Consider the following 13,600-nt stretch of genomic DNA (forward strand, 5'->3'; position numbering starts at 1 on the left):
ATGAAAGTTGCCGTTTACAGTCAATATTACCCAGGAAAGTCTCTCGAATCCATTCAAGATCTATTTGATGTACTTCAGGATAATAAAGCAGATATCCATGTTGAAATAGCGTTTTATAAGCATGTGGCATCTGATCTTAATCTCACTGAATCACTTAACACCTTTTCTGAATTAAATAATAGCTTTGATTTGCTTATAAGTGTTGGTGGTGACGGGACCATTTTAAGAGCAGTCACTTACGTTAGAGATCTCGCTATTCCAATAGTTGGAATCAATACTGGCAGACTGGGGTTTTTAGCCACTATTCAAACAGAACATATAAAGGAAGCTATTGAGCAAGTTTTAAATGGCAATTATAAAACATCAGAGCGCACCTTACTTCGTGTAGAGACCTTCCCTGAAAACGAGACCCTACTAGATACTAATTTTGCTCTTAATGAAATTGCTGTAAGCCGAAAAAACACGACTTCTATGATTACGGTTGAAACTCATTTAAACAGTGAGTATTTAACATCGTATTGGGCTGACGGTCTGATTATCTCAACACCTACAGGCTCCACTGGATACTCCCTGAGTTGTGGCGGGCCAGTAATCACTCCTGAAGCCAATAATTTTGTACTTACACCAATTGCCCCACATAATTTAAACGCAAGACCTCTTGTAATTCCCGATGATACCTCAATACAACTGAAAGTAGATGGCAGAGAAGATCAATATTTAATGTCGCTAGATTCTCGGATTGTGACCTTATCAAATGACACTATCGTCACCATTAAAAAAGCCAATTTTGAAGTCAAAATGGTAGAGCTCTTAAATGAGAGTTTTATTGATACACTTCGGAAGAAAATGCTTTGGGGAGAAGACAAGCGAAATTGAGTTTATAATATACAATAAAATCTTACAAAATCTGTTTTCTGTAAGACTATTTGCCACAAATTACCAAAGGCAAATCATAATTGTTATATTTGCAAACTTTTAAAAATTTATGAGGTATTTAATCTTATTTTTATTGTGTGTATTTTTCCAACAAACGAGTCATTCTCAGATCTATGAGGTTGGTGTGTTTGCTGGTGGAAGTAATTTCATTGGAGATGTTGGTTCTACGAGCTATATCGCGCCAAACGCTCCTTCTTTTGGCTTATTATTAAAATGGAATCGCAGTCCGAGACATTCTTGGAGAGTGTCTATATTATATTCAGATTTAGTTGGTGATGACAGTAAATCAGATGACCCAAGGCGCATAGAACGTGGTTATAAATTTGATAGTAATTTGCTCGAAATCTCTGCTGGAATGGAATTTACCTTTTTTGATTTTGACCTACATACGAGCGGGATAAAATTTACACCTTATATTTTTTCAGGAATTACAACTGCAAAACACCCTAATTATTACTTTACACCAGCCGGTGAGCTTGAGTCTGAAAATAATGATAGTTGGGCCTTTGGAATCCCGATGGTTCTAGGTGTGAAATCGAATATTACAAATCACCTTATTTTAGGTTTTGAAGTTGGTGCACGTTATACGTTTTCAGATGAAATTGATGGTAGTGTCCCTGATAATCCAGATCTCGCTAATTTAAGTTTTGGAAACATCAACAGTAATGATTGGTATGTGTTTACTGGATTTACTCTAACTTACACGTTTGGACAGCGCCCTTGTTATTGCAATTTTTAATATGAACTTGAAAGATCAAATACAACCTGAAAAATTACCCAATCATGTTGCCATTATTATGGACGGCAACGGTAGATGGGCAAAACAAAAGGGTATGCTTCGCGTATTTGGTCATGAAAACGGGGCTAAATCTGTAAGAGATATTGTTGAGGTAAGTGCTGAAATAGGTATTAAAAACCTCACGCTCTACGCCTTTTCCACGGAAAACTGGAAACGTCCAAAACTAGAAGTGCAAACACTCATGAAACTCCTTGTGAAATCGTTAAAAAAGGAGATCAAGACCCTGCAAGACAATAACATACGCTTGTTAGCCATTGGTTGCCTTGAAGACCTTCCTAAAAAAGCATATCGGGAATTATTAGAAGTTATTGACAAAACCAAAAACAATTCACGTATGACACTTACTTTAGCCCTGAGTTATGGGTCTAGAGAAGAAATTGTTAAGGTTATAAAAGAATTAACAGATAAAGTTAAAAATAATATAATTTCCGTTGAAAGTATTGACGAATCAATTATAAATAAGCATCTTTACACGCATGATTTACCAGATGTTGATTTGTTGATTAGAACCAGTGGTGAACAGAGGATAAGCAACTTTTTGCTTTGGCAAATAGCTTATGCTGAATTATATTTTACAGACATTCTTTGGCCTGATTTTAAGAAGAAGGACCTTTACGATGCTTTGATTAATTATCAAAATAGAGAACGACGATTTGGAAAAACAAGTGAACAACTTAGCTAATTACTTACTTTTGAAAACATACATTAAAGCACTACTTATAGCATTTATTTTTATTACTTCAAGCAAAGTAGCTGCACAGCAAACCGATTTTAACCAAGGAATAAAATACATCTTAGAAGATGTAAAGGTGACTGGTAACACGAACTTTAACCCTTCTACCATTATTACATTCTCAAGACTAAAAATTGGAGAAGAAATTGTCATTCCTGGAGAACAAATTAGTAATGCCATCAAGAAGTTATGGGACTCAAACCTCTTCAGTAGCATTGATGTATATCTGGCCAAAACTGAAGGAAACAAAGCCTATTTAGAAATAAACCTTGTCGATCTTCCCGAATTAAATGAAGTCACTATCAAAGGTGTTAAAAAAGGTAAAATAGAAGGGCTCATTACAGAAAACAATCTTAAGAAAGGTGAAAAAGTAACAGAGAATCTTATAACGACTACCCGCAATTACATTAGCAACAAATACAAAAAGCAAGGCTTTTTAAATGCTAAAACATCGGTTAATATAAAAGAAGTGGTAGACTCTATTGAAAAAGCTAGAGTCGATATGTTGGTGTATATTGATAAAGGACAAAAGGTAAAAATCAATAAAATTATTTTTAATGGCAATGAAAAGATTTCTGATAAAAAACTCAGAAAGGCCATGAAGAATACGAAACAAAAAAATCCAATTCGTCTTTTAAAACGATCAAAATATATTAAAGACGATTATAAAGAAGACTTAGTGACCGTTATTGATGCCTTCAAAGAAAAAGGCTACCGTGATGCTAGAATTATAAAAGATTCTATCGGTTATAAAGATGATAAAACCATTACGCTATTTATTGATGTAGAAGAAGGTGATCAATACAAATTTGGAAAAATCTCTTTCGTTGGAAATGCCGTATTCTCTGATCAACAATTACAATCTATTTTAAAAATAAATGAAGGTGATACCTATAACGGCGTAGAGTTAAGAAAACGTATTGCAGATGAATCAAAGCCTGATGCAGTAGATATCACCAATCTTTACCAAGATAATGGATATTTATTTTCAACAATTAATCCTGTTGAAACGAGTGCCGAAGGTAATATTATTGATATGGAAATTAGAATTTCCGAAGGAAAACCCGCGTATTTCAATAATGTATCTGTTTCTGGCAATATTAAGACCAATGACCATGTCATTTATAGAGAATTAAGAACTAAACCAGGAACGCTGTATAGAAAAAGTGATGTGATTAGAACCATCCGAGAACTCGGGCAATTAGGTTTCTTTGATGCGCAGCAGCTAACACCTAACATGAAGAACTTCAATACTCAGGATGGTACAGTAGATATTGATTATGAGGTTGTAGAGCGTGGATCTAGCCAAATTGAACTTCAAGGTGGTTACGGTGGAGGTGGCTTTATTGGCACTTTAGGATTATCATTTAATAATTTCGCTTTAAAAGATTTATTTAAGAAAGAGGCATGGAAACCTATTCCTTCAGGTGACGGACAAAGTTTAGCCTTACGTTTACAAGCTTCAAGATTCTTCCAGACGTACAGTTTCTCATTTTCTGAACCTTGGCTGGGGGGCAAGCGCCCTGTGCAGTTATCAACTTCAATATCGTTAACTAAGCAGTTTCTATTTAACCCGATTACCAGAGATGCAGACCGAAATAGACGTTTTAATATACTTGGAATTTCTGTTGGCTTGGCGAAACGGTTAAAAGTACCAGATGACTATTTTACCTTGTCTCAAGCGATTGGATTTCAGCATTATGATTTAAAAAACTATAATACAGGTCTTTTTACCTTCGGAAACGGTTACTCGAATAACTTATCGTATACCATTGGATTAACACGTAATAACCTATTTACAGATCCTATTTATCCTGAAGGTGGTTCTAATTTTACAATTTCAGCTAAAGTATCATTGCCTTATTCATTATTTAATAATGTTGATTACGGAGCACTCAAAGAAGAAAGAGACGCCCTAGATCCAACCGATGTGGATGATGCTGCGAGAATTGGAGAAATAGATCAAGAACGCTATGACTGGCTAGAATTTTATAAAATAAAATTTCAAGGAGACTGGTACACAAGACTTTATGAACGCTTGATTTTACGTTCAAAAATGGAGTTTGGATTTTTAGGAGCGTATAATCAAGACAGAGGTGTTATCCCATTTGAGCGCTTCTTCTTAGGCGGTGATGGCTTAGGAAATTTCGCCTTAGACGGAAGAGAAATTATTCAGCTTCGTGGTTATCCTAACCAATCCTTATCGTCTCAGGATGGTGGATCTATTTATAATAAATTTTCGCTAGAATTAAGATATCCTATTACTTTAGGAGCACAGGCAAAAATATATGCCTTAACATTCCTAGAGGCTGGGTCATCATATGATAGTTTTAGAGATTTCAACCCGTTTAATCTTAATCGATCTGCAGGATTTGGTATCCGTATTTTTATGCCTGCCTTCGGATTATTAGGTATTGATTTTGGTCATGGATTCGATGCTCTACCGGGTCAAACGGTAAAGAACGGATGGGAAACTCACTTTATTATTGGACAGCAATTTTAATTTTGGCACGATATTTTCTATTAGTAAAATGACGATTTAATGTATGTGTTAAAATTTTTCAGAATTTATTTCGTTAATTTGAAAAACCAAACACTTTGACAGAATCGTAATTTAGTCTGTCATTTTAAAGTTTATAGACCATATCATAAATAATAAAATTATACAGATGAAAAGTAAAGTTCTTTTTTTAGTGACCATATTAAGTCTAATGAGCTTTGTTTCCAATGCACAACGTGGTGTTAGAATAGGCTACATTGATACTGAATATATATTACAAAATATACCAGAATACCAAGAAGCCAATACACAGTTAGATCAAAAAGTTCAGCAGTGGAAAACTGAAATTGAAAAACGTCTTTCAGTAATAGATTCTAAAAAGAAACAGTTGAACAGCGAAAGCGTATTGCTTACTAAAGAGTTATACGAGGAGCGTATGGAAGACATTTCATTTGAAGAAGCTGAAATCTTAGACTACCAACAAAAACGTTTTGGACCTAACGGTGATTTGATGATTCAAAAGCAACAATTGATTCAGCCAATACAGGATCAAATTTTTGCTGCAGTACAGGAAATTGCTGATGGCAAAAAATATGACTTCATCTTTGATAAGTCTGCCGATGTTGTAATGTTATATTCCGCAGAGCGATTTGATATTAGTGAGTTGGTAATTAGAAGTATTTCACGTTCATCAAAACGTACACAAGCGAAATCAAGAGCAGAACGTAAGCAAGCAGAGAAAGAAGATGTCGTTCCTATAGTAAATAAAGAACTTGACGAGCGCCAAAAGGCAATTGAAGATAAAAAAGCAGCTCGAGATGCGCAAATCGCTGAACGTCAATCGGCACAATTAAAACGAAGAGATTCACTTAAGGCTGCTGCTGCAGAGAGACGCCAAAAAATATTAGACGATAGAGCAAAAGCTAAAGAAAAACGTGATAGTACTAATGCAAGAAAAACAACACCTGCTGTAGAGAAAAATATGAAAAAAACAGATTCTACAGCAACGCAAGCGAAAACAACTAACACAGCCACAAAAACGCCAAAGCAAATAGCTGAAGAAAAGAGACAACAAAAGATTAAAGATCGTGAGGCAAGAAAGAAAGAGCTTGACGAGCGTAAGAAAAAAATATTAGAAGCAAGAAAAAAAGCAAAAGAAGAACGCGAGTCCCAGAAAAAAGAAACAGACTCCGTTCCTGATGATAACTAAAAACAATAATTATAACACGTAACAAATTTTAAAATGAAACACTTAAAAACCCTATTATTCGCAGCTATACTATTTGTTGGTACAACAAGCCTCGCAACAGCACAAAGTAAAGTAGCACATATAAATACCACAGAGTTAGTTCAGGCAATGCCGGAGATGCAAGCTGCGAAAGCAGAAATCGAAAAACTATCACAAACTTACGATGCACAATATAAAGAAATGGTAACTGAGCTTCAAAATAAGGTGAAGCAGTACAGAGCCGAAGTAGATACTAAAACTGAAGAAGAAAACACAAAACGTGCTCAGGAAGTTCAAGGTATCGAACAAGGTATTCGTCAATATCAAGCACAAGCACAAGAGGACTTAGCTAAGAAAGAATCTGCTTTATTAAAGCCAATTTTTGAAAAAGCGAAAGCAGCTATCCAAAAAGTTGCCACGGCAAAAGGCTTCAATTATGTACTAGATTCTACTGAAGGCGGAGGTGTACTTGTTGCTGCTGGAACAGACATTTTAACTGATGTAAAAAAAGAATTAGGATTCTAATTAAAATAATACTTAAATAAATAATTAAAAAAGCCACTTTAATAAGTGGCTTTTTTATTTTTGTTAGAAATGAGTACACAAGCTATTGGCATATTTGATTCTGGTATTGGAGGCACTTCGATCTTTCGAGAACTACATGGATATATGCCACACGAGAACACCATATATCTTGCCGATAGTAAAAATGCACCTTATGGCAGTAAAAGTGAGGCAGAGATTATTAAATTAAGTATCAAGAACACCGAACTGCTTCTTGAAAAGAATTGTAAGCTTATTGTCGTAGCCTGCAACACAGCAACAACTAACGCCATTAAATACCTAAGAACAACTTATAATGTCCCATTTATTGGTATTGAACCTGCTATTAAACCTGCTGCACTCAGAACCAAAACAAATGTTATTGGCATCTTGGCAACTAAAGGAACTCTAAGTAGTGCACTTTTTCATAATACTTCAGATCTATTTTCTAATGGCATAAAAGTCATTGAGCAGGTAGGCGAAGGGATAGTTCAATTGATAGAGGCTGGTCAAACGAATAGCGATGAAATGAAAACGTTATTAGAGACATATATGAAACCAATGATAGAGGCCGATATCGATTATCTTGTCTTAGGTTGTACTCATTATCCTTATTTGATACCGATGCTCTTAGAAATACTACCAAAACATATTAAAATCATCGATTCAGGTATCGCTGTAGCTAAACAAACAAAAGCAATTTTAGAGCAGCATGAACTCCTGAATAACAGAACAAATATTCCAAAAAACATCTTCTACTCCAATGGAAATGTGAATATTTTAAGATCAATTTTAAATGAAGAATTTGATGTGGAATATCTAGATTTCTAAAGGTTACAAAGTTGTCTATGTATCAAACTGTCATTCCTTAAACCAACTAGAATACTTGACATAATTATTGGCTATACGATCAATTTCACCAGAAATTAACTCGCGACTTATTGTCTTTACTTTTTTTGCTGGAACGCCTGCATAGATACTGCCAGACTCTACAATGGTGTTTTTCGTAACAACTGCTCCAGCGGCTATAATTGAGTTACTCTCTATTACGCAATCATCCATCACAATACTACCCATTCCAATTAATACATTATCGTGTAAAGTACATCCATGAACAATAGCATTGTGACCAATGGAAACATTGTTACCTATGGTTGTTGGCGATTTTTCAAAGGTAGCATGTATCACCGCTCCATCTTGAACGTTAACTTTATCTCCCATTTTAATAAAATGGACATCACCTCTAATCACTGCGTTAAACCATACGCTACAATGGTTTCCCATAGTTACTTCTCCTACAATGGTAGCATTTTCCGCGATGTAACAATCATTAGGAATTTGTGGATGAGTACCTCTTACTGGTTTTATAATTGGCATAACTTATTTAATTTAGACATACTAAATATCAGATTATTATTTGAAATAGGATAATAAATCTGATTTTTTAGAAGCAGACACCATGATTTGTTTGCCACTACTCAATATAACACTTCCACCTTTACCTTTAACGTATTTTGTCACCTCATTGACATTAACCAAATAACTCTTATGAACTCTTGCGAACCCACTATCAGACAGGGCATCCTCAAAATATTTAAGAGTCTTGCTTACAACTTTCTTTTTATTCGTATTCAGATAAATTTCAGTGTAATTATCATCAGCTTTACAGTACATGATATCCGCTGTTTCTAATACTTCAAATCCGTCTTGTTGAGGAATAGTGATTTTACCATTTACAGTATTCGTTTTTGGAACCAATACCTGATCTTGTAATGCATCTTCTTTGGTTTTGATTTCAGTGACATAATCTACCGCCTTAATCAATTCGTCAATTGATATTGGTTTCATCAAATAATAGGATGCGTGTGCATTTAAAGCATCAATTGCATAATGATTATATGCAGTCACAAATACCGTTTCAAAATCGACATCACCCACTTTATCTAAGAGATCAAAGGCATTTCCATAAGGCATTTCAACATCCAAAAAGACAAGGTCTAATTCGGTATTACGAATTAATACTAAAGCTTCGTTCACATTAGAAGCTTCTCCTAAAATCTCTACATTAGGACAATACTTATTTAGGTAATTTCTGAGAATATTTCTACTCGTTTCTTCGTCTTCGACGATAATTGCTTTTAGTTTCATTTAATCTTTTTTTAATGTTACAACGACTTTAGTTCCTGCATCTTCAGCGTCTTGAAAATCATCTATAAATACATCCACTTTGTCTTTGTACATATCATTAAGTATGGCAACACGTTTTTTAATATTACCCATACCTTTTGAATTCTGTTTCTGCTGATTAGCCGTTTTCAAGTCTTTTGAGCGCTCTCTTCCTATACCATCATCAGCAACTGTAATACTAATCTCATTATGACTTTTCTTTGCTATAGTAATTTGCAAATGCCCTTTTTTCGTTTTATAGCGTAAGCCATGCCATACTGCATTTTCAATATAAGGTTGTAAAAGCATTGGTGGAATTTGGTATTCAGTTACGGCAACATCTTGTTCAACAGTTAAATCATAATCAAACTTATCTTGAAATCTGAAATGCTCTAATTTGGTATATAAATCTAATAATTCAATTTCCTTTTCTAAGGGAATAAAATCCTCTTCGCTATTTTCTAAAACTGCCCGCATGAGAAATGAAAAATCAGAAAGGTATTTGTTTGCGGTTCGCTCGTCATTGCTTGCAATAAAACTATTCACAGAGTTTAAGGCATTAAAAATGAAATGAGGATTCATCTGACTTCGTAATGACTTGAGTGCAAGTAAATTGTTTGCAAGACGTTGTTGTTTGATATACTTAAACATGAATAATCCAGCAATCAATAATAAAATGAGCCCAATCACCAATGAGTAAATGATTAACTGCTGATTTTTATTGCGCTCACTGGCTAGACTTGTGGTTAATTCTCGATCACTTTCTAAACTGGTAATTCGATTTTGCTGCTCAATAATATTTCGCCTGAATCGATTCGCCTGAGACAATTCCTGTTCACGTTTAATATATAATTCATCTACCACTTGTTTGTATGCTTCAAAAGTTTCTTTGGCTCCATCGTAATCACCAGCATCTGCTAAAACATCAGATAATTTGCGTGTTGCATCTTTCTTGACTACCAAATCTCCTTTAGCATCTGCTTCTTCTCTACTTTTTTCTAAATAAGGAATGGCATTAGCATAGTCTTTTTGTAAAAAATAAGCGGTACCTATTTTATAGTTTTGTTTTTGAAGGGTTAACGGACTCTCATTTTCAATAATAGAATCTTTTTCTACATCTTTAACATCTTCAACAATTTGTTTGCGCAATTGAATTTCTTCCGAATAATTACGGTTCGTATTCTGAAAATCAGCAACAGTAACCTTCTCTTCGAGCGCTCGTTTTTTGGTCGCTCGTTCAGCTAGATTCAATGAATTATCAAAGAACTGTTCGGCTTTATCAACGTCTCCACTAAAATTATAAGCTTGTGCTATCTTAGAGTTAAGATCAACCACTTTAGGTTTAATCAAATGTTGATTTGCTACATTTAGTCCTTTTTTATAGGCCTCTACCGAAGCTTCATAATTTTTAATACTAAAATAGGCATCACCCAATCCTTCATATAAGGTCACTAATTGGTAATTACTTAATTCCTTTTTACTAATCCCATTATACGTATCAAGACTTTCCTGATAATTTTTATTCAATTCATAGGCTTTTGCAAGGCCAAGCTTTGCCTCATTAGCTACCGTGTTCTGAAGACTCATACGATAGTTAGTGACAGCCAAATCATGTTGTTTCCAATACATATAAACTTCGGCTAAAACTAAATATGCTTCGGCATTCTGTTTAAGTGATGTGCTTTGACCTAGAGCTTCTCCAACAAATTCAATGCTCTTTTCAACGTTTAATTTTTTATACTTAGTTACAGAATCAATCAAGATATTAAATGCTTTGATATCATTTTTAAATTTCGCATTTGTTACCTGATTTGAAACGGCTGGTTCAACTTCTACGGTAATACGCTCTTCACTCTCAATAATATAGTAGATGGTTTCAAAATCCTTATGTCGTATAATGAGTTCATCACCTTTTCTAGCTTTAATGGTAAAACTCCCATCCGGATTGGTGATTGTATAGGCACCTCCATTGACTTCAATATTCACTTTTGATATTGGCGCGTAAGTCCCACCCTCTCTTACCGATCCTCTAATGGTAAGGTATGGCAAATTCGAACGTGTTGTACCCTTAGAGTCTCTTTGCCCTTGTTGTGCGCTGCTGATTCCTGCTGGTAACAACAGAAGTACAACGAGTAAGTATTTAAGTATATGATGCATGAAAATGATTTGAACGGAATAAACTTACATACTTTAATCGATTAAATAAAATGGTTAAAGTATTCAAAGTGTCATATTAAACCATAAATAGATGCACTCACTCATTTGTTCTTGATACTCCCTCATCCAATAGGGCACTTCACTCAGTATTACTTTTTTACTAAAAAAGATGCCTATAAGTTTACCTCGTTAATCAAAAAATAATTTCAAATGAAAACAATATTTAGAACAATCGCTATCTCACTTTGTATGATTAATATATTATCATGCAATGCCAACGAAAAAAAAGAACAAGCACAAGTCGCTTTTATAGAACCAACAACTCACCATCTTCACAACCAATTTATTAAAGTCGCCTTACTTTTAGACACTAGTAATAGTATGGATGGACTTATTGATCAGGCTAAAGCGCAACTATGGGATATCGTTAATGAATTATCATACGCCAAATGCGGTGATGAAAAACCCAATTTACAAATCGCTTTATACGAATATGGTAATGATAATCTTAATAGTGAAGAAGGCTATATCCGTCAAGTTCTCGCCTTTAGTAGAGATTTAGATGAGATCTCAAAACAACTTTTTTCACTTACTACTAATGGCGGTAATGAATACTGCGGCCATGTCATTCAAACAGCTCTCAATCAATTAAATTGGGGTAAAAATGAAGATGATTTAAAACTTATGTTCATTGCTGGAAACGAACCTTTTACTCAAGGTAAAATCAACTATCAGGATGCCACTAAACAATCTTATAAAAAAGGTGTAAGTGTCAACACCATTTTTTGTGGAGATTATAATCAAGGTATTACGACGTACTGGAAAGATGGTGCAGAGCGCACAAATGGCGATTATATGGCGATTAATCACAACCAAGCAACAACGCATGTTGCGACGCCTTACGACGATAGAATTCTTCAACTAAATCATAAACTAAATAAGACCTATGTAGCTTATGGAAGTGTTGGACGACAAAAAATAGCACTTCAAACTGAACAAGACACAAATGCTATGGATTACAGCGAAGCAAATGCGGTGAGTAGAACCGTGAGTAAAAGTTCACACTTATATAAAAACTCAACTTGGGATCTTGTAGATGCCGCGAATGAAAAAGGCTTCAAGTATGAAGCTTTAAAGAAAGATGATCTTCCAAAAGATCTTCAAGAAAAAAGTGTTGCTGAATTAAAAAGATACATTACTAAAAAAGGATTAGAACGTGAGCAAGTTCAAAAGGAGATCAAACAATTAAATGAAAAACGGAGATTGTACATTGCATCACAACAAAAAGAAAATGATAACGGCTTAGAAAACGCCATGATAAAAGCCATAAAAACTCAAGCTAAAGAAAAAAAATATACATGGTAATTTGGGCATTACCCTCTTTCACTTTGTTTTAAAGAGGGTCGTGCTCTTGGTAGTCGCTTTCAATAAATAAAATTGAAGAGCTCCAACAATACCTCCATCACTAATGCAAAAAGTCTCGATATAAATCGAGACTTTTAATAATATATTGAAAACATTGTTTTCTAGTTAATAGCCGGACAATTACACTCGTACTTTTCTCGTCTACAATTAAAGTTATATCCTAACGTAATTTGATGAAATCCACCGTTGTTAAAGACAACAGAATTTGCTTGGTACGAGTATGTGTATGCGAAAACAAAATTATTATAGTCCACACCCAAAAATGGTGTGATATACTGTAACTTCTGGCTGCTAACTCCTGAACCATCTAAAAACTCAGCACCATCTAGACTTCTCCTATAAGATATTCCACCCCATAGTTTCCCAAAGTCCATTTTCTTATAGGCCTTAAAATTAACATCAATAGAAGCCTCTTCTGTAGCATCTCTATACATCAACATGATTGATGGCTCATAACTCCAATCGCTATTATATTTGCTAAAGGTATTTCCAGCAGAAAAAATATAAGTTCTTAAATTACTATAACTCAATCCTTGCTCATTAAAATTAATACCATCGTTGTTAAGGACGTTCTTTACCGTTGCATGTGCATAGAAATCAATTAAATGATACGAAAATCCAAAATCTACATTGAAATTTGTCGCACTCTGTTCTACTCCAGCAATAATAGGGTCAAAACCATCAGCTAAAAATTCTGTTTCATCCAGTTTATACTGTATAAAACCAGCACTTAAACCAAATGATAGCATATTTAAATCGATTTCATTTCGTGAAAACATCAAGTGATGCGCATATGTTAAGTAAGCGCCTGTTTGTGAGTGGTATCCATTTTTATCATTATATACAATGGCTCCAATGGCAGATGGTGAATCTCCTAGTCTACTATTTATACTTAATGTTTGTAAGTTTGGAGCTTCATCTTGACCAAACCACTGTGCACGTGCAGTTAATCTAACTTTAGCACAGTTTGCAACACCAGCCATAGATGGGTGAATGAGATAATAATTATCTGTTAAATAATCTGAATAAATCGGCAATCCTTCTTGAGCTGTTCCGACTAATGAAAACAGAGCTAAACTCGTTATTAAACAATACTTTTTTAAATTCATATGT

General features: G+C 34.5%; 12 protein-coding genes. 8 read left to right on the forward strand and 4 right to left on the reverse strand.

What is annotated here, in order from left to right:
* From BLT57_RS00815 to murI, 7 genes are all read left to right on the forward strand, one after another.
* Positions 1-876, forward strand: a complete 876-nt coding sequence (locus BLT57_RS00815) for an NAD kinase (RefSeq protein ID WP_091420944.1) — start codon at positions 1-3, stop codon at positions 874-876.
* Between the two features lie 109 nt (positions 877-985).
* Complete coding sequence (locus BLT57_RS00820) at positions 986-1,675, forward strand: DUF6089 family protein (RefSeq protein WP_091420948.1); 690 nt, start codon at positions 986-988, stop codon at positions 1,673-1,675.
* 1 nt (position 1,676) lies between these two features.
* The gene (locus BLT57_RS00825; RefSeq protein WP_091420951.1) at positions 1,677-2,417 is read left to right on the forward strand and encodes an isoprenyl transferase; all 741 of its coding nucleotides are present in this window, start codon (positions 1,677-1,679) and stop codon (positions 2,415-2,417) included.
* The gene (locus BLT57_RS00830) at positions 2,389-4,971 is read left to right on the forward strand and encodes an outer membrane protein assembly factor (RefSeq protein ID WP_091420954.1); all 2,583 of its coding nucleotides are present in this window, start codon (positions 2,389-2,391) and stop codon (positions 4,969-4,971) included. The genes BLT57_RS00825 and BLT57_RS00830 overlap by 29 nt, the downstream gene beginning before the upstream one ends.
* Positions 4,972-5,137: 166 nt before the next feature.
* On the forward strand, positions 5,138-6,178 hold the full coding sequence (locus BLT57_RS00835; RefSeq protein ID WP_091420956.1) for an OmpH family outer membrane protein: 1,041 nt from the start codon (positions 5,138-5,140) through the stop codon (positions 6,176-6,178).
* A gap of 33 nt (positions 6,179-6,211) precedes the next feature.
* Positions 6,212-6,721 (forward strand): OmpH family outer membrane protein, encoded by a 510-nt coding sequence (locus BLT57_RS00840; protein ID WP_091420959.1) that lies wholly within the window; start codon positions 6,212-6,214, stop codon positions 6,719-6,721.
* Positions 6,722-6,790: 69 nt separating this feature from the next.
* Positions 6,791-7,570: a glutamate racemase gene (gene murI, locus BLT57_RS00845; protein ID WP_091420961.1), complete on the forward strand. Its 780-nt coding sequence runs from the start codon at positions 6,791-6,793 to the stop codon at positions 7,568-7,570.
* A gap of 30 nt (positions 7,571-7,600) precedes the next feature.
* On the opposite strand, the gene BLT57_RS00850 is transcribed toward murI, so the two are convergent.
* From BLT57_RS00850 to BLT57_RS00860, 3 genes are read right to left on the reverse strand one after another with little or no spacing between them, the layout of a single operon-like run.
* Entirely contained in the window at positions 7,601-8,116 is a 516-nt protein-coding gene (locus BLT57_RS00850; RefSeq protein WP_091420964.1) for a gamma carbonic anhydrase family protein, read from the reverse strand.
* Positions 8,117-8,152: 36 nt separating this feature from the next.
* Positions 8,153-8,887 (reverse strand): LytTR family DNA-binding domain-containing protein, encoded by a 735-nt coding sequence (locus BLT57_RS00855; RefSeq protein WP_091420966.1) that lies wholly within the window; start codon positions 8,885-8,887, stop codon positions 8,153-8,155.
* A complete protein-coding gene (locus BLT57_RS00860; protein WP_091420969.1) occupies positions 8,888-11,062 on the reverse strand; it encodes a histidine kinase in 2,175 nt (724 codons plus the stop codon).
* A gap of 210 nt (positions 11,063-11,272) precedes the next feature.
* On the opposite strand from BLT57_RS00860, the gene BLT57_RS00865 reads away from it, so the two are divergent.
* Positions 11,273-12,427 carry a VWA domain-containing protein gene (locus tag BLT57_RS00865; RefSeq protein ID WP_091420970.1) on the forward strand — a complete coding sequence of 385 codons (1,155 nt, stop codon included), beginning with the start codon at positions 11,273-11,275 and terminating at the stop codon, positions 12,425-12,427.
* 161 nt (positions 12,428-12,588) lie between these two features.
* Here the strand turns inward: BLT57_RS00865 and BLT57_RS00870 are convergent, their stop codons facing one another.
* A complete protein-coding gene (locus BLT57_RS00870; protein ID WP_091420973.1) occupies positions 12,589-13,596 on the reverse strand; it encodes a type IX secretion system membrane protein PorP/SprF in 1,008 nt (335 codons plus the stop codon).
* Positions 13,597-13,600 lie beyond the last annotated feature (4 nt).

Origin of the sequence: Formosa sp. Hel1_31_208, assembly GCF_900104785.1 — a bacterium.
In the GTDB taxonomy this organism is placed as follows: domain Bacteria; phylum Bacteroidota; class Bacteroidia; order Flavobacteriales; family Flavobacteriaceae; genus Psychroserpens.

Coding starts and splice junctions, on each gene's coding strand:
- BLT57_RS00815 (WP_091420944.1), top strand. CDS start 1: ATGAAAGTTGCCGTTTACAGTCAATATTACCCAGGAAAGTCTCTCGAA.
- BLT57_RS00820 (WP_091420948.1), top strand. CDS start 986: ATGAGGTATTTAATCTTATTTTTATTGTGTGTATTTTTCCAACAAACG.
- BLT57_RS00825 (WP_091420951.1), top strand. CDS start 1,677: ATGAACTTGAAAGATCAAATACAACCTGAAAAATTACCCAATCATGTT.
- BLT57_RS00835 (WP_091420956.1), top strand. CDS start 5,138: ATGAAAAGTAAAGTTCTTTTTTTAGTGACCATATTAAGTCTAATGAGC.
- BLT57_RS00840 (WP_091420959.1), top strand. CDS start 6,212: ATGAAACACTTAAAAACCCTATTATTCGCAGCTATACTATTTGTTGGT.
- murI (WP_091420961.1), top strand. CDS start 6,791: ATGAGTACACAAGCTATTGGCATATTTGATTCTGGTATTGGAGGCACT.
- BLT57_RS00850 (WP_091420964.1), bottom strand. CDS start 8,116: ATGCCAATTATAAAACCAGTAAGAGGTACTCATCCACAAATTCCTAAT.
- BLT57_RS00855 (WP_091420966.1), bottom strand. CDS start 8,887: ATGAAACTAAAAGCAATTATCGTCGAAGACGAAGAAACGAGTAGAAAT.
- BLT57_RS00860 (WP_091420969.1), bottom strand. CDS start 11,062: ATGCATCATATACTTAAATACTTACTCGTTGTACTTCTGTTGTTACCA.
- BLT57_RS00865 (WP_091420970.1), top strand. CDS start 11,273: ATGAAAACAATATTTAGAACAATCGCTATCTCACTTTGTATGATTAAT.
- BLT57_RS00870 (WP_091420973.1), bottom strand. CDS start 13,596: ATGAATTTAAAAAAGTATTGTTTAATAACGAGTTTAGCTCTGTTTTCA.